This window comes from Streptomyces sp. NPDC002886, assembly GCF_042888445.1.
Classification (GTDB): Bacteria; Actinomycetota; Actinomycetes; order Streptomycetales; family Streptomycetaceae; genus Streptomyces.
The window spans coordinates 61,093-86,864 of the sequence record NZ_JBIAPV010000001.1 but is presented as its reverse complement, the minus strand read 5'-3'; the positions used below and the strand labels follow the sequence as shown (position 1 = coordinate 86,864).

Below are 25,772 nucleotides of genomic sequence, written 5' to 3'. Positions count from 1 at the left end.
GGTCTCTTATATCGGGTCGCCGATATAAGTTGCGCCCTCCCTGACGAAGTGTCAAGCGGTACCGCAGGACCGACCGGGCGCCCGGTGGGACGCTGAGAGGGTGCGCGCCGTACTGAAGGAGCTCCGTACGGGCACCGGCCCCTGGCCGGCGGCCGCCCGGCGGGCCGTCCGGGTCACCCTCGCCGCCGGGATCGGCTTCTACGCGTTCCTGTACGGGCTGGACCGGCCCGTCGAGGCCACCTACGCGCTCTTCGCGGCCGTCGCGCTGGCCGGGCTCTCCCGGATCCCGGGCAGCGGACACCTCCGGGCCAGGATGGTCGCCCGCGTGCTCCCCGTGGCGTGCGCACTGGTGGTCCTGGGCACCTACCTGTCCGTGCGGACCTGGGCGGCCGTGGCGGGCATGCTGGTCATCGGCTTCTGCGTGGCCTTCTCCTCGGCGGCGGGACCCCGCCTGGGGGGCGCCGCGCCAGGGCTCCAGCTGCTGTACATCCTGCCCAGCTTCCCGCCGTACGCCCCCGACACCCTGGGCCAGCGGCTGACGGGCACCGTCGCGGGGGTCCTGCTGCTGATCGTCGCCGAGGCCACCGTGCTGCCCGACCCGGCCGTCCCCGGTTACCGGGACCTGGCGGCTTCGGCCGCCGCCGAGGCGGCCCGCTGCGCCGAGGTGCTGGAGCGGCCGCCCTACGCCCTCCCCGCGGCGGAGACCGCCCGGGCGACGGAGCGGGCGCAGGCCCTGCGGCCGTCCCACGTCGACGAGGCGCAGCGGCCCTCGGGACCCGGCGTACGGGAACGCGCGCTGGCCCACACCGGGCTGGCGGCCCGCACCCTGTTGGCCCGGCTCCGGTCCCTGCCCCCGCCGGAGTCCGGCATGCCGGCCGGAGCGCCGGGCGGGCCCGAGCTCGTACGGGCCGTGCGCGAGTCGGCCGCCGGGACGGCCGGGCTGCTCGGGGCCGGGACCCCGCCCGCGACGGACTCCACCGGGCTGCGGAACCTCCAGGTTTCCCTGGCCCGGACCCCCGTGGCCGGACCCGGGCCCGGATACCGCAACGCCGCCTTGGTGGAGCTGGCGGACGCCGCGCTCGTCCTGCGCGGCGCCGCCGGGATCGCCGTAGGGGGGCGTGCGGGGGCCGTGGACGCGGCCGGGCCGGGGGCGGGGCCCGTCGCCGGGCCCGCCGACCGGTTCTGGTACGCCGGGGAGGGGCCGCTGCGCCTGTGGTGGTACCGGCTGGCCGGGAACTCCGGGCCCCGGTCCGTTCACTTCCAGAACGCGGTCCGGATCGGCGTGGCCCTCGCCGTCGCCCGGGCCGTCGCCGGGGTGGACTCGCTGCCGCACGGCTTCTGGGCGATGCTCGCCGTCCTCAGCCTGACCCGCACCAACGCCGAGCAGACCCGGGCCACCGTCCGGCTGGCGCTGATCGGCACCCTGGTGGGCGCGGTCGCCGCCGGCGGGGTCCTCGCGCTGGCCGGGGAAGCGAGCACGGTGTACGCGATCGTGCTGCCGCCGCTGATGCTGTTCGCGTTCTGCGTGGGGCCCGTGCGTGGTGTGGGCTGGGCGCAGGCCATGTTCACGCTGGTGGTGGCCATGGCCTTCGCCCAGCTCGCACCCGTGACCTGGGAGTTGGCGGAGGTCCGGTTCTTGGACGTACTGGTCGGCAGTGCGATCGGGATGGTGTGCGGGCTGCTGGCCTGGCCGCGCGGCGCCCACGACGAACTGGGGCGCGCCGTCGCCGAACTGCTGCGCGCCGCGGCCGACGACGTCCAGGCGGCCACGGCCGCCTTCGGGCGGCCCCGTGCGGTGGAGCCCGACCAGCGGGTGCGCCACGCGCTGGCCCTGGCGGAGAGCGCGTACGCCCAGTACCAGTCGGAGCGCCCGCATCCGGCCGCCGCCGCGGGCGAGGACTGGCAGGCCGCCATGATGACCGGCCACCACGTCCTCTGGGGCGGCCGCAGACCGCCCGGCGCGCCGCCCGGCCCGCGCGAGGAGGCGGTGGTCCGGGAGTACGGGGCCTGGGTGGCGGCCGGCCTGCGCCGGGCGGCGGCGGCCTCCGATCCCGTGCACCGCGCGGGGCCCACGGATCCCGGTCCCGTCGGCCCGGCCCCGGGGCGGGCCGGGCCCGAGGGCGCGCCGCCGGTGTTCTACACCGCGATGGCCTGGCTGGACGCGCTGACCGTGGACCTGGCGCTGCTCGACCGGGGGGCCGGTGGTGGTGCCGGTGCCGGTGGTGGGCCCAGTGGTGGGCCCTCGGTCTCCGGTCGGGCCTGAGCGCGCGGCGGTGCGGCCGGGGCGGGGCTCTGCGATCGTGGAAGCAGGGGTACCGGCTCCGCCGGCAGGGGCGTGTGGTGAGGAGCGGTGATGTCCGGACTGTTCGAGGCGAGCGTCGAGATCGACCGGCCCGTCGCCGAGGTGTTCGCGTACCTCGCGGACGGGCGCAACGACCCGGAGTTCAGCCCGCGAGTCCAGCGGATCACCCGGACCCCGGACGGCCCCACCGCCATCGGCACGGTCTTCCGCAGCACGGTGAAGGACGCCGGGATGAAGACCGGCAGGGAGTTCCGGATCACCGAGCTCGACGCGCCGGGGCGGATCCGCTGGACGGAGCTGAGCCACAACCTGGTCACCGCCGAGGGCGGCTACGACCTGGCCGAACTCCCCGGCGGACGGACGCGGTTGCGCGTCTTCAACACCCTGACCGGGCACGGGTTCGGCCGCCTCCTGGTCGGCCTGGCCTTGAGCGCGGCGCGCAAGGACGCCCCCGCCTTCGGCCGCCGGATCAAGGCGGCGGCGGAGGCGTCCCCACGGCCGGAGTGAGGACCGGGGACCGGGCGGGGCCGCCCGGTCCCCGGTCCCCGGGGTCACGCGGTCAGAAGCGTCCGGGTCCGGACGGAACCGGCAGCGACTTCACCGGGGACGGCGACGCCCCCTTTCGCTCCGCGCCCGGTGACGGCGTACGGCAGCTGATGTCCTTGGCCGGCAGCCGCCCCGTGGCCAGGTACGCGGTGACCGGCGCGGCGGCGCAGGAGGAGGGATCGGCCAGGTACACGCCGTGGCCCTCACCGCCCAGGGCCAGCACCATCCGCGAGCCCTTCAGCGCCCGGTGCAGGGCCAGGCCGCTGGCCAGCGGGGTCTGCGAGTCCCACTCGTTCTGCACGGTCAGCACGCGGGCCGGCGTCTTCATCGGGGTCTGTGCCTCGAGGGGCCGCGGCCAGAAGGCGCAGGGCTTGATGTTCGAGGCGAAGTCCCCGTACAGGGGGTACGCGGCCTTGTCCCGGATCGCGTCGCGCCGGTAGCGCTCGGGATCGCGCGGCCAGCTGTCCGTGTCCCCGCAGACCACGCTCCAGAGGACGGCCACGTCGTTGTCGGAGGCGGGCTCCGCCGCGGCCCCGGACCGGCCGGCGAGCGCCCGCTTCATGGAGAAGTCCGGCCCGGAGGCGCCGGGAGCGACGGCGGGCTTCCCGTCGGCGGCGTCTTTCAGGGCCACCACCAGCGGGGTGACCGTCGCCGGATAGAAGAACAGGGCGCGTGCGCCCCGGATGTCGTCTCCGTTGATCTTCTCGCCCTGGAAGACGATCGGATCCCGGTCGGCGCGCGCGACCAGGTCCCAGAAGGTCTTGGACACGGCGGCCGGGCTCTCGCCGAGGTGGTACTCGCCCGAGCGTTCCGCCGCCCATCGCGTCCACCGGGCGAAGGCCGGCTCGGCCTCCGTGGCCCAGGTCTGGAACATGCCCCGCCAGATCAGCTCCGGGTCGACGCCGCTGTCGAGCACGAAGCGGTCGGTCCGGCCGGGGAACATCTGCGCGTACACCGCGCCGAGGTACGTCCCGTAGGAGTAGCCCAGGTAGGAGAGCTTCCGCTCGCCCAGGACGGCCCGGATGACGTCCATGTCGCGGGCGGTGTTGCGGGTCGTGATGTACGGGAGCACCGAGCCGGCCTTCTGCCGGCACTTCTCGGCGATGGTGCGCGCCCAGGTCACGTCGGAGGGGAAGGAACCGGGCCGGTACGGCCGGTCGATGCCCAGCTCGGCGTCGGTGAGCCCGCAGCTGATGGGGCTGCTGGCGCCGACTCCGCGCGGATCGAAGCCGATCAGGTCGTACCGCTCGCCCACCTCCGGCGGGACCACCTCACCGAGGGCCAGGGGCAGATCGAGCCCGGGCCCGCCCGGTCCGCCCGGATTCATCAGGAGAACCCCGTGGCGTTTGGCCGGGTTCGTGCTCCGCACCCGGGATATCGCCAGGTCGAGGGTGCGGCCCGCGGGCCGCCGGTAGTCGAGCGGCACCTTGATGGTGGCGCACTCGAACGAGGCCGGCTGTTCGGCGCTGCACCGGTGCCAGGCGGGCTTCTGCCTCAGGTACGTGGCGTCCGCCTGGACGGCGGCCGTGTCGACGGCGGTGGTCGTGTCGGTGGCGGAGGCCTGGGCGGCGGCGAGCAGTGGCACGGTGCTCGCGAGGAGGCCTGCGGCGGCCAGGAGGGACGCCAGTCGTTTCTTGCGCACGGGGGCCGTTCCTTTCGGGTGGGCGGTGGTCCGCACCCACCCTGGGTCACCCCGCGGTCCGGGCGAATCCACCTGAGGGGCGGCGCCCTCTACTCCTCGCGAATGACCGGAAAACCGGACAACTGGCCGACGCGCCGGAGTTTTTGCCGTCGTGTCAGACCCGGGGGCGTGGGCCGCACGGGGGCCGGGCGGGGGCCGGGCGCGGGCCGGGCGCGCGGCACCGTAGCAGTCTTTCGGGGGCCCGCCCCGATGTTTGTCCGGTCCGGATGGGCCTTCGGCGGGGGAGCCGGAGACGGCGCTAGCGTCCCTTGGCACCCGGGCCGTCCCGGGAGTCAAGGAGGCACAGTGCTGTCAATCCGTCGGACGAACCTCGGCGGCATGTCGGTCGCTTCGCGGCACGTGATGGGCACGGGCATCGTCATCGGCGCCCTCGCCCTCACGCTGATCGCGCTGCTGATCCCGGTGCGGAGCTTCGGCGGCACGAGCGCCGCGGCCGCCCCGGGTCCGTCGCCCGCCCCCAGCGGCCCGCCCGCCGCGGCCCCCGGCTCCGCCTCCGCTCCCGCGGACGACGACGGCGCCGGGGTGATGAACACGGCCTTCGGGCCGCTGACCCCACAGGACCGCGAGTTCGTGCGCAAGGTCCGACTCGCCGGCCTGTGGGAACTCCCCGCGGGCCGGCAGGCCCAGGAGCGGGGGACCCGCAGGTCGGTGCGGACGGCCGGCGAGCACCTCGTGGAAGGACACACCGAACTGGACCGGCGGGTCGTCGAGGTCGGCGAGGCGCTCGGCGTGGAACTGCCGGACCGGCCGTCAGGCCAGCAGCAGGCCTGGCTCGACCAGCTCGACCGGGCCCAAGGTGCCACGTACGAGAAGCTGTTCGTGCAGCTGCTGCGGCGGGCGCACGGCAAGGTGTTCACGCTCGTCGCCCAAGTGCGGGCGCAGACGCGCAACTCCGTGGTCCGCGAGCTCGCCACGGACGCCAACACCACGGTCCTGGACCACATCGCGGTCCTCGAAGCGAGCGGCCTGGTCGATTTCGAAGGCCTCGCGGACAGCCCGCCCGCCGCCGTCCCTCCCGCAGGCCCCTCTCCCAGCGATACCCGACCGAGGAAGTGAAGTGATCACATGCGCGACAACGACTCCACGGAAGGCCCGGCACGCCGGGACCGGGCCGGAGGACACAAACGCAGGACGCGTCCCCTGTACAAGGCGCTCGCCGCCGCCTCCGCACTGGTCCTGGGCGGCGGCGGGGTCGTGATCGCGAGCCAGGCCGCCTCCGCGGGCCAGGACTCACCGCGCCGGGCACCGGTGACGGCCACCATCGACTGCCCCGACGTGGGTGACCGGCTGCGCGAGGTCCCCGTTCAGGCGCGCGGAGATGTGGACCGGGAGCTCGCCGGGCTCGATACCCAGATCGCCGAGGCCTACCAGCGGCTCGCCACCGGCAAGGCTCCGGCGGACGCGCTGCTCGGGGAACTGAAGGAGCGGCGCGACGTCTCGATCGGCCGGGTCTCCGAGGCGATCGGGCGCACCGCCGCCCGCCCCGACGGGCTGGCGGAGCTGAGCGCCTGCGCGATGCGGGAGGCGCCGGCCGCCGAGGAGGAAACGGCCCGGGGCGGCGCGGGCGACGCCGCCCTGAAGGGGGGCCCGGCCCGCGCCGACTTCGTCCCCATCGGCTCGGTCAAGCCGAACGTGCGGCGCCCGGCCCCCAAGGCCGGTGCCTCCAAGGGGTCCCTCTCGGTGCAGTGCGGCCGCAACGAAGAGCGCCACCTCAACCCCGACAACGTGATCGTCGCCCCTGGCGTGAGCAACGGCGCCCACCACATGCACGATTACGTCGGCAACAAAACCACGGACGCCTTCTCCACCAACAACAGCCTCGCCGCTTCCGGGACCACCTGCACGAACGGCGACCTGTCCACCTACTACTGGCCGGTGCTGAGGCTGCGCGACGGCAAGGCCGAGAAGGACGCGGGATCCCCCGGCGGCGGCCAGGACGCCAACGTGGGCACGATCCTGCGACCGAAGCAGGTGACCATCGAGTTCAAGGGGAGCCCCGTCTCCCGCGTCACCGCCATGCCCCGCTTCCTGCGGATCATCACGGGCGACGCGAAGGCCTTCACCAACGGCCCTGCCAACGCCAACGCCTCGTGGAGCTGCACCGGCTTCGAGAACCGGCAGCTGAAGGACAAGTACCCGATCTGTCCCAAGGGGACGGACGTGGTGCGGACGTTCGCCTTCCAGAGCTGCTGGGACGGAAAGAACACCGACAGCGCCAACCACCGCACGCACGTGGCCTTCGCCGGCCGTGACGGCTCCTGCCCGGCGGGCTTCAAGGCCGTGCCCCAGCTGGTGCAGCGGATCGTCTACGCGACGCCCCCCGGAGCTCGCTTCGCGGTGGACAGCTTCCCCGAGCAGCTCCACAAGCCGGTGACCGACCACGGGGACTTCATCAACGTCATGCCCGACGAGCTGATGGCCCGGGCGGTGCGGTGCGTCAACGGCGGACGCACCTGCCGCTGAGCAGACGAGGAGGCGGTGCCGGCCGGGAGCGTGCTCCCGGCCGGCACCGCCTCGTGTGCCGCTTCCCTACAGGCCGTTCACGCGGGCGATGCGGTCGTCGCCCGGGGTCGGGCGGAAATCGGCTGCCACCAGGCGCGCCCGGCGGCCGCCACGGACCGGACGCAGTCGGACCTGGGCCATCAACCGGCGGCTGCGCAGCGCGAGTTCCAGCTCGAAGCGGGTGCGCGGGTCCCGCAGGCCGGGTCCGAAGAGCTTCTCCAGCTGGCGCATCCGGTAGCGGACCGTCTGCGGGTGCACGCTCAGCGCCTTGGCCGCCTCGGGCGCTCCACCGCCCTCCAGCCAGGCGAGCAGGGTCACTTCGAGGCGCTCGCTCTGGCGCGGGGTGAGGTCGGCCAGCGGCCGCAGCCAGCGCGCGGCGAGCGCGTGGGCCAGCGGCTCGTCCTGGAGCAGCAGCAGGGTCGAGAGGTGGTCGTCCACATAGACCGTACGGGCGTCCGGGCCGGACCGGACCTGGGCAGGGACCAGCGCGAGCAGGCGGACCGCCCAGCGCAGGGAAGAAGCGGTGTCGCCGGGGGCCACCGGGTGGCCGACCACCGCGAGCCGGCCGCGCAGCGCGCCGTCCAGGGCGGTACGGTCCTCCGGGTCGGCGGTGGGAACGAGCAGGCAGGGCTGGCCCGCGACCATTCCGCCGAGGCAGTCGTCGAGGAGGGCCGCGAGCTGCTGGGTCTCGCCGGGCGAGGCCAGGGCGACGGCCCGTACGGCGACGGGCAGGGGCCAGCCGGCCGGACCGGCCAGCTCGGCGAGGGCGAGTTCGCGGTGTGGGGCGTCACCCGTGAGCAGGGCGAAGATCTCGCGCCGGGCGTGCTCGCGGACCGAGCCGAAGCGCTGTAAGGGGACGGCTTGGAGCGGTGGCGCCTCCCCGCCCCGGAAAACGGTGTGCGGGTGCGTGTGGGCGTGTGGGTGGGGCCGGGCGTGCTCGGCCTCGAGGTCGGCGGCCGTCGGGGTGGCCGGTCCGGGGCCGGATCCGGGCCGGGGCTGCCCGTGGTGGTCCGAAGGCTCCAGTTCGTGGCGCGTGCCGGCTCCGCCGGCTGCCTCCGTCTCGGCGGCCCCTTCGATGCCCGGGCAGCCGACGCCGGCAGCGCCCTCGCGGTAGCCGAGGACGGTGAGCAGGGCCCCTTCCATCCTCCGTCTGACCACCTCGTCGCCGATGTCCTCGACGAGCGCCGAGAATCCGGGGACGGTCTCCCGTAGTTCTTCCACCAACCCCGCAGCCACCGTGGGCAGTTCTTTGCGCAGGACCCGGGTCCACTCGCCGCGGGGGCGGGACCAGATGCGGTTCAGAAGTTCGCACATTGTTACCTCGTTCAAGCCGGGGTATGGCCTGCACCGTGGGACGGTGGCAAGCCCGCAGTCCCGCGGCATCGGCTCGATCGCCGTCGGGGAGGTGCGGCGGCGGATCAGGCGTCAACCCCGTCGCAACCGCACCACTGGAAGGGAATCTTCCGGGGATGTTCGATGCGATGGCTGTGCGAGGGCCAGAAATTATCACGTTTCGATAAATCTCGTGGACGGCTTGCATACCTCCACGATGCTTCTGCACTCCGGCCCCCGCTCCCGGCCGGCCCGGTGGGTCAGTTGCCCATCTCCCGCCCGCCGAGGAGCGGTTACGACGTCGACCCCCGGGCGCCGAGCGCGAGGTGGAAGTGCTCGGGTCCGGACGTATGGGAGACCACATGCCCCTGCTCCAGCCCCGCCTGTCCGGCCGCTCGCACCGGGCCCGCCGTACGAGAGGCCGCACCCGGCGCCACGCCGGAGCGCCGGCTCCCGCACCATCCGGCCCGGAGTCCTGGGCGGTGTCCCCGGCGGCGTCGAAGCCGGCGACGGCGAGCGCCTCCGGGCGGCGGGCGGTGCGGCGTCCGCCGCTGCTGTCCGCCGCCGGGGGGCCACACCCGGCCGCCCTGGGAGCGGCGGCCCTCGCGGCCGCGGCCTCCCTGCTGGTGGCGGCCCGCGCCGGCGCACTGACCCGCCTGTGGGACTTCCTCGACTACGGCGCCGGGGTGCTCTCGCTGGTCTGCCTCACCGGCGCCGTCCTGTGGGGCCTGGCGGCCACCGACCGCAGACTGCTCGCCTCCGGGCACCGGCTCGTCGCCCAAGCCGTGCACCGGGGCCTGGCCGTCGCCGGACTGGGCTTCCTCCTGCTGCACGTGTGGATCAAGGTCGGGCGGTCCCGGACCGACGCCGGCGCCGTGGTCCTGCCCTTCACCGACGGCCGGCAGCCCCTGCTCATCGGCCTCGGCAGCCTGGCCGGCTACGGGTTCGTCGCCGTGGCCGTCTCCGGCGCCGTCCGCGGTGCCTTCGCCACCCGGGGGCGCTCGCTCTGGTGGCGGGCCCTGCACATGGCCGCGTATCCGGCCTGGGGTGCCTCGCTGGTGCACGGGCTCAAGTCCGGGCGCCCCGCCAGTGGTTGGGTGACCGCCGGGTACGCCCTGTGCCTGCTCGGCGTCGCCGGTCTGCTGGCGCTGCGGCTGCGCGCGAAGCTCCGTACGCTCGCCGGCGCGGGGCCGCGCACGCGGCCCGGTACGCCGCTGCGCCCGGACCCCGGGCGGCCCTCGGGCGGACCGGCCGCACCGGCGGCGCCGCCCGCGCAGTCCCCGCCGCGCGTGCCCTCCGTACCCTCCCGGGCACCGGGGCAGGCGCCGCCGCACCGGCCGGCGCCCTTCGTGCGCAGGCCGGCGGAGTGGGCGGCGGAGCTGCTGACCGCGCGCCTGACCCGGCAGCCCGGCGCCACGGTGTTCCCCGGACCCCCGGGAAGGGCCGCGGACCCGTCCGCAGGGCCCTCCGCCGAACCGCTCGACGGCGTACGGAGCGGACGGTGAGCGGCTCCGGGACGCGGCCCGCGCTCGGCTGCGTCGGAGGACCGCGCCTGCTGGCCGGACTCGACACCTCCGAGCGACTCGACCGGGCCGGCCATCTGAGCGTGCACGGCCCGCTGCCCCGCTACCCCGCCGAAGGGCTCGTCGAACTCGCCGAGGGCATGGCCCTCGGCGGGCGCGGGGGAGCGGGCTTCCCCTTCGCCCGCAAACTCCGGGCCGTCACCCGGTCCGCCCGGGGCCAGGACGGGCGCACCGCGGTGGTCGTCAACGGGACGGAGGGCGAGCCGAGTTGTCTCAAGGACGCCGCCCTGCTCCTCTACGTTCCGCACCTCGTGCTCGACGGCGCGCTGGTGGCCGCCGCCGCCCTGGGCGCCGAGGACGTGGTCGTCGGCGTCACCCGGCCCGACGTGGAACGCTCGCTCACCGAGGCCGTCGCGGAACGGGGCCCGTCCGGGCGGCGCGTGCGCGTCGTGCGGCTCCCCGAACGCTTCGTCACGGGCGAGGGCAGCGCCCTCGTGAACGGCCTGGACGGCGGGCCCGCCGTACCCTCCGGGCACCGGACCCGGACCAGCGAACGGGGCCTCGGCGGCCTGCCCACCCTGCTGTCCAACGCGGAGACGTACGCCCAACTCGCGGTCGGCGCCCGCCTCGGCGCGCCCGCGTACGGCACCGCAGGGCTGCCCGACGAGCCCGGCACCACCCTGCTGACCGTCGCCGGGAGGACCGTCGTCGAGGTACCGCTGGGCACCTCCCTGGCGTACGTCCTGGACCTGTGCGGCACGGTGCCCGGACAGGGCGTGCTGGTCGGCGGCTTCCACGGCCGCTGGCTGGACCCGGGGGCGGCGCGCGAGGCACTGATCTCGCGGAAGTCGCTGGCGGCGTACGACGCGGTGCTGGGCGCGGGCGCGGTGCTGCCGCTGCCCGAGGACACCTGCCCGGCGGGCGAGGTGGCCCGGGTCGCGCGCTGGATGGCGCGGGAGTCGGCGGGCCAGTGCGGCCCGTGCGTGAGGGGCCTGCCCTCGCTCGCCGACGCGGTGGAACGGCTCGTGGCCGGCGGAGGCGGCGCGGCCCTCGACGCGGTACAGGCCCGGATGCGCGGGGTGCGCGGCCGGGGAGCCTGCTCGCACCCGGACGGCACCTCCTCGTTCGTGGCCTCCGCGCTCGCCGTCTTCCCCGACGAGTTCCGCGATCACGCGCTCGGCAGCGGTTGCGGACGCCGCGTCCTGGGCGCCCTGCCGCTGCCCGCGGACGAGAGCCCAGAACGGCTCGTCGTGGACTGGACGTTGTGCAAGGGCCACGGCCTGTGCGTGGACCTCCTGCCTGATGTGGTGCGGCTCGACGAGGACGGCTATCCGGCACGAGGAGTGATGCCGGTGCCCGGTCCGCTGCGGCCGAAGGCGCTGCGCGCGGTGCGCCGTTGCCCGGCACTCGCGCTCCGCATCCAGGAATGAGTTCACTCTTTGGCGTGATCTGACAAATTCCCGCTCCCTTGAATGCTGAGGCCTCCGCAGCCCTTATGAATATCCCGACGGAATTGCTCCGGATGGAAACCGAAGGAGAGAACCATGGGCAACAGGAACCGGGCGACCACGGCCGCCGCGGGATCGGTGCTGACGGTACTTCTGCTCGCGTCGGGATGCGGTAGCGGTGATGACGGACCCCGTACGGTGACGGTCCAGGCGGCGGGAGCGGAACGGGCGGTGGGCCACGACGCCGCGCCCGGAGCCGGAGCCGGGTACGGCGAGGAAGCGGGCGAGGAGTACGACGCGGGGTCGGAGGCGGACGGGGACGCCGGCACGGATGCGGGCGCGGACCGGACTCCGGCCGGCACGCTGGCGGTCCGGGAGATCCCCGAGGTCGGCAGCGTGGCCACGGACGCGGCCGGAATCACCCTCTACCGGTTCGACAAGGACACCGCTCAACCGCCCCGCTCGAACTGCGAGGGAGCCTGCGCCGACCTCTGGCCCGCGGTACCGGCGGACGGGGCCCAGGCCCCGGCCGGCGCGAACGCGGGGCTGCTCGGCTCGGTCGAGCGGCCCGACGGCACCCGTCAGCTCACGCTCGGGGGGTGGCCCGTGTACCGCTACGCGAAGGACACCCTGCCGGGCGAGGCGAAGGGCGAGGGGGTCGGCGGCACGTGGCACGCGCTGGCGGCGGACGGCAAGAAGGCGGTGGATGCCGGAAAGGGCGGTGCCGGAAAGGGTGGTGCCGAAAAGGATTCTGCGCCGCTCTCGGCCGTGGACGACGCGAAACTCGGAAAAATCCTGGTGGACGGAGAGGGGCGCACCCTCTACCGGTTCGGAAAGGACAGCGCCTGGCCGATGAAATTCGGCTGCCTCGACGCCTGCTTGGACACGTGGAAGCCCGCCGCACCCGTGGAAGCGGAAAAGGCCGTCGGAATTCCCGCAAAGCTGGTCGGTTCCGTCGAACGCCCCGACGGAACGCGCCAATTGACGATCGACTGCTGGCCGGTCTATCTCTTCACCGGCGACACCGCACCGGGCCAGACCAACGGGCACGGCCTGCAGGGCCTCTGGTTCGCGGTGAACGACGCGGGCAAGAAGATTCCGGCGAAGGGCTGACCGGCCGTGCCCGACACGGGAAAGCGGCTGCCCCGACCACCCCGAGCACTCCGACCTCCCCGAGCACCCCGACCACCCCGAGCACGCCGGGCGACCCGCGCGATCGCCCTGCTCGCCGCCCTCCTCGGCGCGGTAGGCGCGGGGTGCACGGCAGGCGCCGGCGGCGCGGACGGGGTGGACAGGGGGCGGGCGGCCTCCCCGCCGCCCGCCCCCGGCCCCGCCCCCGAGCCGCTGGACCGGATCGCGGCCGCCCTGGGCTGCGGCAGCCCCGAGGTGACGGTCGACGCGCAGGAGGTCCGTGAGGGCGCCTGCGCGGTGGGCGCGCAGGCCTTCCGGCTCGCCACCTTCAGCACCGAGCAGGGCCGCGCCGCCTGGCTGTCGGAGTCACGTCAGTACGGGGGCACGTACCTCGTGGGCGAGCGCTGGATCATCACGGCGCCCTCGGCGGACGCCCTGACCCCGGCCCGGGACCGCCTCGGCGGAACCCTGGACTCGGCCCCCGAGCACACCCACGGCGCCGGCGCTCACCCCTTGGTGATCCTGACCACGCCGGTCTCGGTGCCCTGGTAGAGGGTGCCGTCCGGGCCCGTGGTGCCGGTCATCTGCAGCGGGTTGTAGACCAGCCCGATGCCCAGGAACGAGCTGGTGAGCTGCGCTCCGGTCGCCGGGTCGAGCACCGCGTGATGGTACGAGGCGAAGGTGTTGAGGCCCGCGCTGCCCGTGGGCCCGGTGACGGAGACGGTGTAGATCTTGCCGTCGGCCACCGAAAGCCGGGGCAGGGCAGCGGACTTCACCGAGCTGTTCCACACCAGGGTGCAGCCCGTTCCCGCGGCGTTGACGTCGACCCGGCTGAGGCCGCCGTCGAAGTTCGCGGACGACGGGCTGCTCGCCGGAGCGCCGGCGGGCAGGGCCGGGTAGGGGTAGCCGTAGGTGTTGGTGACGAAGACGCTGCGGCCCGAGGCGATGACGGCGTCCTCGGTCCCGCTGTTGGCGTACTGGGTGAGTACCGGAGTGGAGCAGATCGGCGCCGGCCCGCCGTCCACCCGGTAGACGAGCAGGTTCTCGTGCGGGGCGGCGTTGTCCGTGATGGTGACGTACTCGGTGCCGTCGCCCGGCCCGAAGAAGCTCGGGGTGGCGCCGGTGCCCCAGCTGAGCTGGCCGGGCTTGCGGCCCGGGCCGCGGTCGTACGGGGCGCGCCAGTCGATGACGGGGCTCCCGTCGGGCGCCTCGGAGAGGAGGTACAGCGCGTGGTCGGTGGCGACGGCGGTGTGGCCCGGAACGGTGGAGATGCTGTTCTGCACGCCTTCGCCGGTGGCGAGGGTACGGACCGTCCCCGTGTCGGTGTCCGCGGTGCCGATCACGCCGCCGGCGGTGGCGAACCAGACCTTGCCGTTCCAGGCGGGGGCCAGGCCCACGATGTTGTCACCGGCCGGCACGGCGCCCGTGAGCGAGGTGGACTGATCGACCGTCAACGCCCAGCCGCCGCTCGCGGTGCGGTGGTGGCCGACGCGGACGAGGTTGCTGTTGCCGTCCACGGCGACCAGCCGGTCGTTGTTGTCGAGGTAGGAGTAGACACCGCCGAACAGGCTGCCCTTGGGCAGGGCCAAGGAGGCCAGGTCGGCCCCGCTCGCGGGATCCAGCAGGTGCACGGTCGGGGTCTGCCCGAAGATGGTCGTGCAGAGGGTGACCACGTAGCCGTCGGCGCCGACCACGATCGTCGGGCAGGCGGAGGCCAGCGCGGTCCGGGAATAGGCGATCTTCCCCGTGCCGGGGCCCGGGTAGGGCGTGGTGTCGCTGGACGCGCTGTCCCCGTGCATGCCTGCGGTGCCGTTGCCCGCGGTGGCGGGGTTCCGGGGCGGCAGCGGACCGAACACCGTGGCATCGGCGGAGGCGGTGGCGGCCGTACCGCCCAGTGTGCTCAGCGCCACGGCGAAGGTGAGGGCGAGCGCGGCAAAGCGCCCGCCCGCGGGTAGGGAAAACGGCATGGGGAAGTCCTAGAGCCGAGGGGGAAAGGAGACGAGGGGGAGGGAGGTGCGGTCAGCTGACGCGGCTGCAGCCAGTCGTGGTGGCCCGGGCCGTGCTCCGTACGGCGTGGCTCACCGGTACGGCTCCAGCAGCGACGCTAACGGCGCGCCCACCGCCGGACCAGGCCTCCCCGCCACACCGCATGCCATGTTCATGCCCCCGCAGTACCCGCGCAACAGTCGGCCGTCACCGAGGGGCGGAACGGGGGCGCGACGCGCCGCCGACGCCGCAGAACACGGATGCCGCACGCGAGGTACGTACCGTCGGAGCACTCGTCCACGCCCCGTCACTCCCACGCCCCCACCCCCACGCCACGGCAGCACCCCGACCCGCGCGCACGGCCGCCGCGCTGCCGAACCCGTGCGCGCGAGCCCCCTCGCCCCGCCCGTCGTTGAGCGGAGACTCACAGATGGCACAGCCCACCCCCCTCGCCCTGAAGCCCGGTACGGCCTGGGCCGATGCCTGGCGCCGCGCGCTCGCCGCTGCCCCGGAGGCCTTCCGGGAGGACCGCGTCCTGAACCTCTGGGCCGGCGACTGGCAGAGCGACGGCCGGGCCCTGCCCGCCACCAGCCCCGTGGACGGCAGTCCGATCGCGGGCCCACCCCGGCTCGACGCGGGCACCGCGGCCAAGGCGGTACGGGCCTCCCTCGACCAGCACCGCGCCTGGCGGCAGGTTCCGCCCGCGGAGCGCGGTGCCCGGGTCAGCGCCGCCCTCGACGCCCTCACCGAACACCGCGATCTGCTCGCCCTGCTCCTGGTGTGGGAGATCGGCAAGCCCTGGCGCCTCGCGTGCGCCGACGTGGACCGGGCCATCGAGGGCGTGCGCTGGTACGTGGACCACATCGACGCCATGCTGGTGGGCCGGAAGCCGCTGGACGGCCCGGTGTCCAACATCGCCAGCTGGAACTACCCCATGTCCGTCCTGGTCCACGCGATGCTGGTGCAGGCCCTCGCGGGCAACGCCGTCATCGCCAAGACCCCCACCGACGGGGGCCTGGCCTGCCTCACCCTCGCCTGTGCGCTCATCCACCGCGAGAACATCCCGGTGACCCTGGTCAGCGGCAGCGGCGGCGAACTCTCCGAGGCGCTCGTCCGCTCCCCGGAGATCGGCTGCGTCTCCTTCGTCGGCGGCCGCGACACCGGGGCCCGCATCGCCACCTCCCTCACCGACCTGGGCAAGCGCCACATCCTCGAACAGGAGGGACTCAACACCTGGGGCATCTGGGAACACACCGACTGGACCGCCCTGGGCACCGCCATCCCCAAGCTCTTCGACTACGGCAAACAGCGCTGCACCGCGTACCCCCGGTTCGTCGTCCAGCGCACCGCCTTCGCCGCCTTCCTCGCCGCCTACCTCCCCGCCGTCTCCGCCGTCCGCACCGGACACCCCCTCGCGGTCGCGCACCCCGGGGACCCGCTGCCCGAGCTCGACTTCGGCCCCCTCATCAACGCCTCCAAGGCCGCGGAGCTCACCGCCCACGCCGCGGAGGCCGTGGACCGCGGCGCCGTCCCCCTCTTCCGCGGCACGCTGGACCCGGCCCGCTTCCTGCCCGGCCAGGACACCTCCGCCTACGTGGCCCCGCTGACCCTCCTCAGCCCGCCGGCCTCCTCGCCCCTCTACCACGCGGAGCCCTTCGGGCCGGTCGACACGATCGTGCTCGTCGACACCGAGGCCGAGCTGCTGGCGGCCATGAACGCCTCCAACGGAGCCCTGGTCGCCACCCTCTCCACCGACGACCCCGCCACCTTCGACCGCCTCGCACCCCAGATCCGCGCCTTCAAGACCGGCCACGGCAGGCCCCGCTCGCGCGGGGACCGGGAGGAGCTCTTCGGCGGGTTCGGCGCCTCCTGGCGGGGCGCCTTCGTCGGCGGCGAGCTCCTCGTCCGCGCGGTCACCCTCGGGCCAGCGGACGAACGGCTCCCGGGCAACTTCCCGGAGTACCAGCTCATGCCCTGACTGGGCGCGGAGCAGGCGCCGAGGAGGCGATGCGCCGGGGCCCGGGCGGTCTGATTACAGTGAGGTCACCGCCGTGCCGCGCGGAACGCCAAGGGGGCGGGCCGCCGCGGTCCGGCTAGAGCCTGGAATGGAGCCGCAGATGGAGAGTCCCAGCCGTACCGCGCTGATCGAGGACCTTATGGGGCGCTTCCCGCACGTGCCCCGGGAAGCCGTGATCAAGGAAGACCTCCTGCGGGGCGGCATGGCCTTCGACGAGTCCGCGCTCAGCGGGGGCGCCGACGGGACTTCGGGCGACGTCAAGCCGAAGTCCTACTTCATCTTCTCCTTCGACCACCGCACCCTCCCCGAGCTCGGCGCCGCCGCGCTGAACCGGCCCCCGGAGGAGATCGTGCTGACGGGCGGCCCGTACGAGCTGCGCCGCACCGTGGTCTCCGTACGGGTCAACCCGGACTCCCCGTACGTGGTGCGCGGCGGCGAGGACGGCTCGCTCGGCCTGTACCTGGACGGCGTACGGATCTCGGACGTCGGCCTGCCGCCGATGCCGGAGTACTACAAGCACAAGCTGTCGAACGGCAAGTCCGTGATGGAGGTCGCGCCGACCATCCAGTGGGGCTACCTCATCTACCTGACGGTCTTCCGGGTGTGCCAGTACTTCGGCGCCAAGGAGGAGTGCCAGTTCTGCGACATCAACCACAACTGGCGCCAGCACAAGGCGGCCGGCCGCCCCTACACCGGTGTGAAGCCGGTCGAGGAGGTGCTGGAGGCGCTGGAGATCATCGACAAGTACGACACGGCGGGCATCTCCCGGGCCTACACCCTCACGGGCGGATCGATCACCTCCCAGGTCGGCGGCCGCGACGAGGCCGACTTCTACGGCCAGTACGCCCAGGCCATCGAGGAGCGCTTCCCCGGCCGCTGGACCGGCAAGGTCGTCGCGCAGGCCCTGCCCCGTGATGCCGTGCAGCGCTTCCACGACCACGGCGTCAAGATCTACCACCCCAACTTCGAGGTGTGGGACGAGTACCTGTTCAAGCTCCACTGCCCCGGCAAGGAGCGCTACGTCGGCCGCGACGAATGGCACCGCAGGATCCTGGACTCCACCGAGGTGTTCGGCCCGCGCAACGTGATCCCGAACTTCGTGGCGGGCATCGAGATGGCCGAGCCCTTCGGGTTCACCAAGGTGAGCGAGGCGATCGCGTCGACCCAGGAGGGCCTGCGGTTCTTCATGTCGCACGGAGTCGTCCCGCGCTTCACCACCTGGTGCCCGGAGCCGACGACCCCGCTGGGCAAGGCCAACCCGCTGGGCGCGCCCCTGGAGTACCACGTCCGCCTGCTGGAGACCTACCGCGCGACGCTGGAGGAGTTCGGCCTGAGCTCCCCGCCCGGCTACGGCCCGGCCGGCCCCGGGCGCGCGGTGTTCTCCGTCTCCTCCTTCATGGACAGCCTGGAGGGGCTGGAGCAGAAGGAGGAGACCACCAGCTGACGGGTCCCGCCACCTGACGGGTCCCGCTCAGATGTCGAGCACCAGGTCCGAGGTGGGCAGGGACTGGCAGGTCAGGACGTCGGTGTCGGGCAGGTCCTCCGAGGGGGTCACCAGGTGCGCCGCCGTGCCCTTGAGCACGCCGCACGCACAGCTCTCGCACTGCCCGACCCGGCAGCCGCTCGGCATCGCGACCCCGGCCGCCTCGCCGAGGGCGAGGAGCGGGCCGTCGTTCTTGCGCCAGACGGCGCTGCGTCCGGACCGGGCGAAGGTGACGGTGTACTCGGCGTCGTCGGGCACGGTCACCTCCCGCCGGGCCGGGCGGAACTTCTCGCTGAACACCTCGAAGCGGGGGACACCCCGAGCGATCAGGGCAGTGGTGAGGGCGTCGAGCATGGGCTGCGGTCCGCACAGGTAGAAGCGGGCGCGGCGGGCGATGAGGCCGGGGTCGATGTCGTCGGCGGTGATGAACCCGGTGCGGTCGTGGTCCCGGCCGAGCACGTCGTCCGGCCCGGGCGCGGCGTAGTGGTCGACGATCGTCAACGCCGGTATGCGGGAGGCCAGTTCGCGCAGCCGATCGCGGAAGGGGTGGTCGGCCGCGTTGTTGTTGCCGTAGTGCAGGACGACCTCGGGGACCGTGCCGCCGGTGGCCGCGAGGGTTTCGAGGTAGCTCAGGAACGGCGTGATGCCGATGCCGCCCGCCAAGAGCACGACCGGGTTGCCGGTGTGCGTCGGGATGGCGAAGACACCTCCCGGGCTCGCCAGGTGGAGCCGGTCGCCCACCCGGAGCTCCTCGTGGACCCGGGTGGAGAAGGCTCCGCCGGGGATGTGGCGTACGGCGAGCCCATAATCGGTGCGGCCGGCCGCCAGGGCGGGTCCGGTCAGGGAGTAGCTGCGGCCGTCCGAAGGGTCCTGGAGGGTGCCGTCCGGGTGTTCGGCGCGCACGGTCAGGTGCTGGCCGGGCCGGTAGTCGGGGAGGGCCCCGCCGTCCTCGGGGGCCAGGCGCAGGGCGCGGATGCCGGTGCTCACCTCGGTGAGGGCCGTGACGGTGAAGGGGCGGGTCCCCGTCCAGGTGCCGTCGCTCCGCACGGGGCCGATCCGGCAGGCGGCCGCCCGCATCGGTGCGGAACCGCTGAGCGGGTCGGTCTCGGCGTGGTCGACGAGCCGGTTGAAGTTGCTGCCCGTGGCCGCGGTCGGGTCGGAGCCCGGGAGGGCGAGGTCGGCGGCCTCCTGCCACCAGCCGTACTCGCCGACGACGACGGAGGGGTGGAGGGAGTCGTCGAAGCGGGCGCGCAGCCGGATGGAGCCGCGGCGCGTGGCGAGCTCGACCCATTGGCCCTCGCCGATGCCGTGGGCGGCGGCCGTCCGCGGATGCAGGTCGACCGAGGGGTCTGTCGCCCGGCGGCGCAGCGAGGTCAGGGACCGCTGCTGGCTGTGGACGAAGTACCCGTGCTTGGCGCAGGTCAGCACGAGCGGGTACGCGGCGTCCGTGGGCGCGGGGTCGTGGTGCTCGGGCACCGCCGGGTAGCCGTGCTCCAGCAGCCGCTCGGAGTACAGCTCCACGCGCCGGGTGGGCGTGGCGAAGCCGGTCACGGCGTCATCGGCCCCGGACCCGTCGCCCGCTACGGGGGCGGCGTACTTGCGGTACGACTCCTCGCGGGGCACCCGGACGCCGCCCGGGCGCCGGCGCAGCTCCTCGACGGTCAGGCCCAGGGGTTCGAGCTGCCAGTTCCAGGCGGCCTCGATGTCCCCGTCGAAGAACTCCCCGCCCATGCCCAGTCGGCAGGCGAGATCGAAGACGAACTCGGTGTCGCTGCGGGACTCGCCCTGCGGCTCGACCATCCGGGGCCGGAGCTGGACCTGCTCCTGGGCCCGGTGGCTGACCTCGAAGCCGAAGCGCAGGGCCTCGTGCTCGTAGGAGCTGTTGACCGGCAGGACGATGTCGGCGCTGCTGCTGGTGGGGTTGTGGAAGAGGTCCAGGTGGACCTGGAAGTCGAGCGTGCCCAGCGCCCGCGCCGTGCGGTCCGAGTCGGGCTGGGCCACGACGAGGTTCGACCCGAAGCCGATGAGGGCGCGGACGGGGTACGGGTCGCCCGTCTCGATGGCGGTGCACAGGTCGCCGGAGTTGATGTAGCCGAAGGCCGGCGGGCCCAGCGGGTGCTTGTCGAGGCCGAGAGCCTTGGCGCGCTGTTCCGGGGCGAACTGGCCGAAGGAAGCGGCAGGGTTGTAGGGCGGGGCGGAGACCACGTGGTTGCCGCCGGGTGCGTCGTAGGAGCCGGTCAGCGCGTACAGGGTGGCCAGCGCCCGCTCGGTCTGTGCGGCGTTCGCGCTCTGCCCCACTCCGGTCCACCCGTAGTAGGTGACCGAGGGCGCGGCGGCGATCTCCGCGGCGAGGGCGCGGATCTCCCGCTCGGGGATCCAGGTGGTGGCCGCGACCCGGTCCGGAGTCCAGGCCGCGCAGGCGGCGGCGTACCGCTCGAAGGCGGGCGCGCAGTCGACGACGGATCCGTCGCGCAGGGTGATCGGCCGGGTGCCGCGCAGCGCGAAGCGCTCGGGGCGGTGGGCGGAGCGCGCGGTGTCGTACGCCTCCGGCCGGCCGGTCTCCTCGTCGAAGACGGCGAAGGCCGTGGGGGCCGCGAGGGGTGTGCCGGGGAGTTCCGCCGCGCGCAGGAAGTGTCCGGTGTCGGCGCGGACGAGGAGGGGGCCGTTGGTCCAGGCACGCACGAAGGCCGCGTCGTAGCCCTCGTCGGCGATGAGGAGGTGGGCCAGGCCCAGGGCGAGCGCGGCATCGGTGCCGGGCCGGACCCGCAGCCAGTGGTCGGCCCGCAGCGCGCTGGTGGAGCGGCGCGGGTCCACGACGGCGAGCTTGGTGCCGGTCGCCTGGGCGGCGGAGAGGGCGGCGGACTGGGCGAGCCAGGTCTTGGCCGGGTTGAAGCCCCAGAGGAGGGCGAGGTCGGCGTGCGCGTAGTCGGGCGGCGGGATCGGGGAGCCGAAGGTGAAGGCGTGCGCGAAGTCCTTGTGCCAGTTGCAGATCTCCGCGCTGTACACCGTGTTCGGGCTGCCGAAGAGGCGTACGAAGCGCTCGATCCACTCGGTGGCGTCCGACACCATGGTCCCCGAAGGCGTGGCCACGGCGAACGCGACCGATTCGGGGCCGCTCTCGGCGGCGATCGTCCCGATCTTCTCGGCTATCTCGGCCATCGCCTCGTCCCAGGAGACGGGCACCCAGCCCGGGTCCGGGTCGGACTTCGGGTTGGTCCGGCGCAGCGGGGTGGTCAGCCGGTTCGTACTGTGCGCGAGCTCGGGGGCGGAGCGGCCCTTGGGGCACATCGCCGCGCCGGTGGGATGGTCGGGGTCCGGTCGCACGCCGGTCAGGCGGCCGTCCTCGATGGTGAAGATCGCGCCGCAGCGCGACTTGCAGAGGGTGCAGAAACCCCTCTTCTCTTCGGACATGGCCGCCTCCTGCTTTGTGGACCTCCTTCCATTGGACAGTCCGTGGCAGGGCGCTCACCAGCGGCGATGGTCTTGACCGGGGACGCGGATGTCCCGGCCGGCCAGGGCCTTTCGGCCCCGGAACCGGCCGGGTCGTACGGCCCGCGAGGGGCGGCTCAGGGATGCCGGGCCTGCACCAGGCGGAAGGCGGCGTAGAAGACCGCGGCGGCCAAGGCGAGAAGGATGGACGTTTCGATGAGCTGGGTCGGCCAGTAGTGGGAGGCCGGGTGGAAATCGGCGTACGAGGCGGTGACGTCCACGTCGTCGCGGCAGATCCCCCGGGTCCCGGGTTCCGGGGGACAGTAGTACCCGGAAAAGCGCTCGCCCGAGGTGCTGACGAGTCCTGTGCCCATCCGCTTGGAGGAGGGCGGCAACAGCGACTCCGCGTCCACGGTGTAAGGGGCGGTAACCCCCACCACGGGAAGGAACGACCACCGCAGCGCGCCGAGGATGAGCAGCACCAGACCCGTCAGGATGCCGGTGACCGCCATGGCGGGCAGGGTGCGCCGGATCAGCTGTCCGACCAGGGCACCGAAGGCCACGCCGAGGAGGCAGTAGCCGACGAGCACCGGGCCGGTGGCCTCGTATACCCCGCGGTCGTACCAGTAGAGCGAGTACGTGTCGGTGACCCGGGACCATCCGAGGCGGTAGATCCCGATCAGGGCGAGGGAACCGAGCACCGAGACCGCGGCCGCTACCAGGACCTTCGAGCCGAGCCAGGCCTTCGCCGTCGTCGACTGGGTGAGGGCGAGCCGCCAGGTCCCGCTCTCCAGCTCGCGGGCGACCATCGGGCCGGCGACGAAGGCTCCCACCAGCAGCGGGAGGAAAGGCAGGGTATCGCTCGCGGAGTGCATGAGACTCCGGAGCAGGTCGTATCCGTACTCATGGATCGGCCGGTGCAGCGCGTCGTAAGTCGGGTAGTCGCTCCACACGCGCAGCGCGACCACCACGACGAGCCCCAAGCCCACCAGCGCGGGCACCGCCCACAGCACCCTCCGGTGCTGCCGGACCGTCACCCAGTACGGCCCCTTCAGCGTCAGCGTGCTCATGCCGGCACCCCCTCGGTGACGGCGGCGTCCACGGCGAACGCCGGGGCTTCGGGCGCGCGCAGATGGGCGAGCAAGAGTTCCTCCAGGGACGGGTGGGTGGTTTCCCAGGTGCCGCTGTCGACGGGACCCCGCGGCCGGACGAGCGCCGTGAGCTGGCGGCCCGTCGTGCGGGCCTCGACGAGGGTGTGCACGTCGAGCGAGTCGCGGGCGGCGGCGGGGCCGGTGAGCAGCAGGTGCGCCGCGACGATCTCGTCGAGGGGGCCGGCGAGGCGGACGCGGCCGCCGTCCACCAGGAGCAGGTGGTCGCAGGCGCCCTCCAGCTCGGTGAGGATGTGCGAGGACATCACCACGGAGGTGCCGTTCTCGGCGGCGTCGGCCATCAGCGTGCCCATGAGCCGGTGCCGGGCGAGCGGGTCGAGATCGGCCATGGGCTCGTCGAGCAGGAGCAGGCTGGGGCGTTTGCCGAGGGCCAAGGCCAGGGCGACCCGGGTGCGCTGGCCGCCGGAGAGGGTGCGGACCTTCGCGTGCGGGTCGAGGTCGCCCGCCTCCACGATCTGCTCCGCCCTGTTCGCGTCCCAGCGGCCGGGGTTGAGTTCGGCGCCCATGCGCAGCGTGTCGCCGACGGTGAGCTGCGGGTAGAGCGGCTTGTCCTGGGCCACGTAGGCCAGTTCCTCGCGCGGCACCGAGCGGAGATGACCCTCCGTCGGGGAAACGAGCCCGGCGGCGATGGTCAACAGGGTCGACTTTCCAGCCCCGTTGGGTCCCACCAGTGCACAGACCCGGCCCTCGGGCAGCCGGAAGGAGCAGTCTTGCAGCGCCCACTTCCCCCGGCGTCCGTAGCGCAGGCCGAGGCCGTCCGCCTCGATCACGGTGTGCGTCATACGTCTTCGTCCCCCTTGAAGTGCTCTTCCAGTACGGCCGAGAAGAGCGCGGCCGCGTCGTCCCGCTCCATCCCCGCCTCCCGTGCCCGCCGTGCCCAGTCGGCGAGTTCGGTGCGCAGCGGGGATTCCGCCGGAGCGCCGCCCAGGGACTTGCGGATGAAGGTGCCCAGGCCCCGCTTCGCCTCGACGAGCCCTTCGCGTTCCAGTTCGCGGTAGGCCTTGAGGACGGTGTTCGGGTTGATGGCGGTGGCCTCGACGACCTCGCGTGCGGTCGGCAGTTTGTCGCCCGGCTCCAACAGGCCCAGGCGCAGGGCCTGTTTGGTCTGCTGGACGATCTGCAGGTACGTGGCGATGCCGCTGCGACGATCGATGCGGTACTCCAGCACGACAAACACCACCCTTTCACTAGGCAAGTAGTGGAAGGGTGGTGCAGGGGAGTGCTTCTGTCAACTCTCCTTCGCCGGATCAGGCGAAGGCGGGGTCCGGAATCGAGCGGCGCAGCGTCGGCGCGATGTCCGACTGGAACAGCGCGAGGGAGTCGCGGTGCTGGGTCTCGGTCAGCCCGCCCGGCTCGGCCTGGAGGTGCAGGACCGTGTGGCCGAACTCCTCGTGGTAGCGGTGCACCTTCTCGATCACCTGCCCGGGGCTGCCGATCAGGGCCGAGCTCCGCTCGACGAAGTCCTCCAGGGTCGGGAACACCGGATCCAGGCCCTGCGCGGCATGGGCGGCGAGGTAGCGCGCGAAGGCCGGCCGATAAGCGGCCACCGCGCCCTGTGAGGTGGGCGCCGTATGGAAGCCCGCCGAGCCGGCGCCCACGACCGCATGGGCCGGATCGTGTCCGTAGTGCTCCCAGCGCTCGCGGTAGTGGCGGATCAGCTCGGCGTACGGGCCGATCGGGTGGGTGACGTTGGCGGAGAACAGCGGGTCGCCGTAGCGCGCCGCGAGATCCACGGACTCCCGGCTCGTGGCGCTGCCGTGCCACACGCGCAGCGTCCGCTGGTACGGCCGGGGCAGCACCTCGGCGCCGGTCAGCGCGGGCCGGAAGCGGGGCCGCGCCGTCACCTTGTCCTCGCTCCAGATCCGGCGGAACAGCTCGTAGCCCTCCGAGTTGCGCTCCCACTGGTCCTCGGAGCTGACGTCGAACAGCTCGCGCTGCGCGGTGCCGTTCCCCTTGCCGATCATCAGCTCGAGCCTGCCGTCGCTGAGGTGGTCGAGCGTCGCGTAGTCCTCGTACGCCCGCACCGGGTCGAGCAGGCTCAGGGTGGTCACGGCGGTGTACAGCCGGATGCGCCGGGTCAGGGCCGCGATGTGGGAGAGCACCACGGGCGGCGAGGACGACAGGAACGGCCGTTCGTGGCGCTCCCCGACCCCGAACCCGTCGAAGCCGAGCTCCTCCGCCTGCAGTGCGGCGGCGACCACCTGCCGGAACCGTTCGCGCGTGGGGGTGGGGGCGCCCGTCACCGGATCGGTGCCGTCCGTGATCAGGGTGATGGCCAGGAATTTCACGTCGGCTCTCCTGGGAAAGTGCATGCCCGGAATGCGGGATGGGGAAATGACGGGAGTGTGAAAAGGAACTCGGAATTGTTAAAAGCGTGTGGCGGCAAGGGAATCAGCATCGCCGGGCGCCCGGAAGGACAGGAAGAAAGGCCTGTGGCGCACGGTGAAACCGATCGACTCGTAGAGGCGGACCGCATCGGTGTTCTCGGCGGCGGTGTGCAGGAACGGGACGTCGCCCCGGTCCTGGATGCCCGCCGCGACGGCACGGACCAGGCGCGTGGCCAGGCCCCTGCCGCGGAAGCCGGGATGGGTGCAGACCGCGCTGATCTCCGTCCAGCCGGGCGGGCGCAGCCGCTCCCCGGCCATGGCGACCAGCCGGCCCCGGTGGCGGATGCCCAGGTACGTGCCCAGCTCGATGGTGCGGGGCAGGAAGGGCCCCGGCTTCGTCAGCTCGATCAGCTCCAGGACCTCGGGCACGTCCGCCGCCCCGAGCCGCACCGCCTCGGGGGCGGGCTCGGCGCGCAGCGAGGTGTCGACGAGCTGGACCCCGCGCCCCGACCAGAGGGTCTCCCAGCCGGGGGGCGGGGTCAGGACCCCGGAGAGCGAGACGGTCCCGCCGGGGCCGACCAGGGAGCGCAGCCCGTCCCAGGAGCGGGCGTCGGCCGGATCCGCGATCGCGGAGAAGACGGCTACCTCCGGGTCGTAGCGGGCGGCGTGGGCGCCGGCCCGCACGGCGAAGGCCGCGTGCGCGCCGGACAGCGAGGCCCAGGCGGGGTTGTCGAGCACGTGCGGGGGCACCGGGATCGCCGGGCCCGCCGGGATCGCCGGGGTCACGTGGCCGGGAGCCGGACCGGGGCTGGTGGTGCTGGTGATGGGCATGGGAGCGGAGCCCTCCTTCCGTGGGATGCCTGAACGGGCCGGGG

At 73.7% G+C, this 25,772-nt stretch carries 19 protein-coding genes; 10 read left to right on the top strand and 9 right to left on the bottom strand.

Annotation, left to right across the window (positions count from 1 at the left end; all coding sequences use genetic code 11):
- Positions 1–100: 100 nt before the first annotated feature.
- Positions 101–2,263 (top strand): FUSC family protein, encoded by a 2,163-nt coding sequence (locus ACFYYB_RS00325; RefSeq protein WP_389432266.1) that lies wholly within the window; start codon positions 101–103, stop codon positions 2,261–2,263.
- Positions 2,264–2,353: 90 nt separating this feature from the next.
- The gene (locus tag ACFYYB_RS00320; RefSeq protein WP_389432265.1) at positions 2,354–2,809 is read left to right on the top strand and encodes an SRPBCC family protein; all 456 of its coding nucleotides are present in this window, start codon (positions 2,354–2,356) and stop codon (positions 2,807–2,809) included.
- 52 nt (positions 2,810–2,861) lie between these two features.
- Here the strand turns inward: ACFYYB_RS00320 and ACFYYB_RS00315 are convergent, their stop codons facing one another.
- On the bottom strand, positions 2,862–4,490 hold the full coding sequence (locus ACFYYB_RS00315; protein WP_389432264.1) for an alpha/beta hydrolase: 1,629 nt from the start codon (positions 4,488–4,490) through the stop codon (positions 2,862–2,864).
- Between the two features lie 345 nt (positions 4,491–4,835).
- On the opposite strand from ACFYYB_RS00315, the gene ACFYYB_RS00310 reads away from it, so the two are divergent.
- Together ACFYYB_RS00310 and ACFYYB_RS00305 are read left to right on the top strand one after the other, a co-directional pair.
- Positions 4,836–5,606, top strand: a complete 771-nt coding sequence (locus ACFYYB_RS00310) for a DUF4142 domain-containing protein (protein WP_389432263.1) — start codon at positions 4,836–4,838, stop codon at positions 5,604–5,606.
- Positions 5,607–5,615: 9 nt separating this feature from the next.
- On the top strand, positions 5,616–7,013 hold the full coding sequence (locus ACFYYB_RS00305; RefSeq protein WP_389432262.1) for a DUF1996 domain-containing protein: 1,398 nt from the start codon (positions 5,616–5,618) through the stop codon (positions 7,011–7,013).
- A gap of 66 nt (positions 7,014–7,079) precedes the next feature.
- Here ACFYYB_RS00305 and ACFYYB_RS00300 read toward each other — a convergent pair whose 3' ends face one another.
- Entirely contained in the window at positions 7,080–8,366 is a 1,287-nt protein-coding gene (locus ACFYYB_RS00300; protein WP_389432260.1) for a PucR family transcriptional regulator, read from the bottom strand.
- Positions 8,367–8,746: 380 nt separating this feature from the next.
- On the opposite strand from ACFYYB_RS00300, the gene ACFYYB_RS00295 reads away from it, so the two are divergent.
- The 4 genes from ACFYYB_RS00295 to ACFYYB_RS00280 all read left to right on the top strand — a co-directional run bounded on the left by ACFYYB_RS00295 (position 8,747) and on the right by ACFYYB_RS00280 (position 13,038).
- On the top strand, positions 8,747–9,889 hold the full coding sequence (locus ACFYYB_RS00295; RefSeq protein WP_389432259.1) for a cytochrome b/b6 domain-containing protein: 1,143 nt from the start codon (positions 8,747–8,749) through the stop codon (positions 9,887–9,889).
- Positions 9,886–11,337: an NADH-ubiquinone oxidoreductase-F iron-sulfur binding region domain-containing protein gene (locus ACFYYB_RS00290; protein WP_389432258.1), complete on the top strand. Its 1,452-nt coding sequence runs from the start codon at positions 9,886–9,888 to the stop codon at positions 11,335–11,337. Before ACFYYB_RS00295 ends, ACFYYB_RS00290 begins: the two co-directional genes overlap by 4 nt.
- Positions 11,338–11,451: 114 nt before the next feature.
- Positions 11,452–12,468 (top strand): SCO0930 family lipoprotein, encoded by a 1,017-nt coding sequence (locus ACFYYB_RS00285; protein WP_389432257.1) that lies wholly within the window; start codon positions 11,452–11,454, stop codon positions 12,466–12,468.
- A 174-nt stretch (positions 12,469–12,642) separates the two neighbouring features.
- Positions 12,643–13,038: a hypothetical protein gene (locus tag ACFYYB_RS00280; RefSeq protein ID WP_389432256.1), complete on the top strand. Its 396-nt coding sequence runs from the start codon at positions 12,643–12,645 to the stop codon at positions 13,036–13,038.
- On the opposite strand, the gene ACFYYB_RS00275 is transcribed toward ACFYYB_RS00280, so the two are convergent.
- Positions 12,993–14,453: a hypothetical protein gene (locus tag ACFYYB_RS00275; RefSeq protein WP_389432255.1), complete on the bottom strand. Its 1,461-nt coding sequence runs from the start codon at positions 14,451–14,453 to the stop codon at positions 12,993–12,995. The genes ACFYYB_RS00280 and ACFYYB_RS00275 overlap by 46 nt on opposite strands.
- Positions 14,454–14,902: 449 nt before the next feature.
- Between ACFYYB_RS00275 and ACFYYB_RS00270 the strand changes: the two genes are divergently transcribed.
- The gene (locus ACFYYB_RS00270; RefSeq protein ID WP_389432253.1) at positions 14,903–16,450 is read left to right on the top strand and encodes an aldehyde dehydrogenase family protein; all 1,548 of its coding nucleotides are present in this window, start codon (positions 14,903–14,905) and stop codon (positions 16,448–16,450) included.
- Positions 16,451–16,589: 139 nt separating this feature from the next.
- Positions 16,590–17,933, top strand: a complete 1,344-nt coding sequence (locus tag ACFYYB_RS00265) for a radical SAM protein (RefSeq protein WP_389432252.1) — start codon at positions 16,590–16,592, stop codon at positions 17,931–17,933.
- Positions 17,934–17,960: 27 nt separating this feature from the next.
- Here the strand turns inward: ACFYYB_RS00265 and ACFYYB_RS00260 are convergent, their stop codons facing one another.
- The 6 genes from ACFYYB_RS00260 to ACFYYB_RS00235 form a co-directional block, all read right to left on the bottom strand.
- Entirely contained in the window at positions 17,961–21,383 is a 3,423-nt protein-coding gene (locus ACFYYB_RS00260) for a molybdopterin-dependent oxidoreductase (protein WP_389432251.1), read from the bottom strand.
- A 155-nt stretch (positions 21,384–21,538) separates the two neighbouring features.
- A complete protein-coding gene (locus ACFYYB_RS00255) occupies positions 21,539–22,471 on the bottom strand; it encodes an ABC transporter permease (RefSeq protein ID WP_389432250.1) in 933 nt (310 codons plus the stop codon).
- Positions 22,468–23,352: an ABC transporter ATP-binding protein gene (locus ACFYYB_RS00250; protein WP_389432248.1), complete on the bottom strand. Its 885-nt coding sequence runs from the start codon at positions 23,350–23,352 to the stop codon at positions 22,468–22,470. The genes ACFYYB_RS00255 and ACFYYB_RS00250 overlap by 4 nt, the downstream gene beginning before the upstream one ends.
- Positions 23,349–23,738: a GntR family transcriptional regulator gene (locus ACFYYB_RS00245; RefSeq protein ID WP_389432247.1), complete on the bottom strand. Its 390-nt coding sequence runs from the start codon at positions 23,736–23,738 to the stop codon at positions 23,349–23,351. The genes ACFYYB_RS00250 and ACFYYB_RS00245 overlap by 4 nt, the downstream gene beginning before the upstream one ends.
- A gap of 79 nt (positions 23,739–23,817) precedes the next feature.
- Positions 23,818–24,858 carry an LLM class flavin-dependent oxidoreductase gene (locus ACFYYB_RS00240; RefSeq protein WP_389432245.1) on the bottom strand — a complete coding sequence of 347 codons (1,041 nt, stop codon included), beginning with the start codon at positions 24,856–24,858 and terminating at the stop codon, positions 23,818–23,820.
- A gap of 78 nt (positions 24,859–24,936) precedes the next feature.
- On the bottom strand, positions 24,937–25,728 hold the full coding sequence (locus ACFYYB_RS00235; RefSeq protein ID WP_389432244.1) for a GNAT family N-acetyltransferase: 792 nt from the start codon (positions 25,726–25,728) through the stop codon (positions 24,937–24,939).
- Between the last annotated feature and the right edge of the window lie 44 nt (positions 25,729–25,772).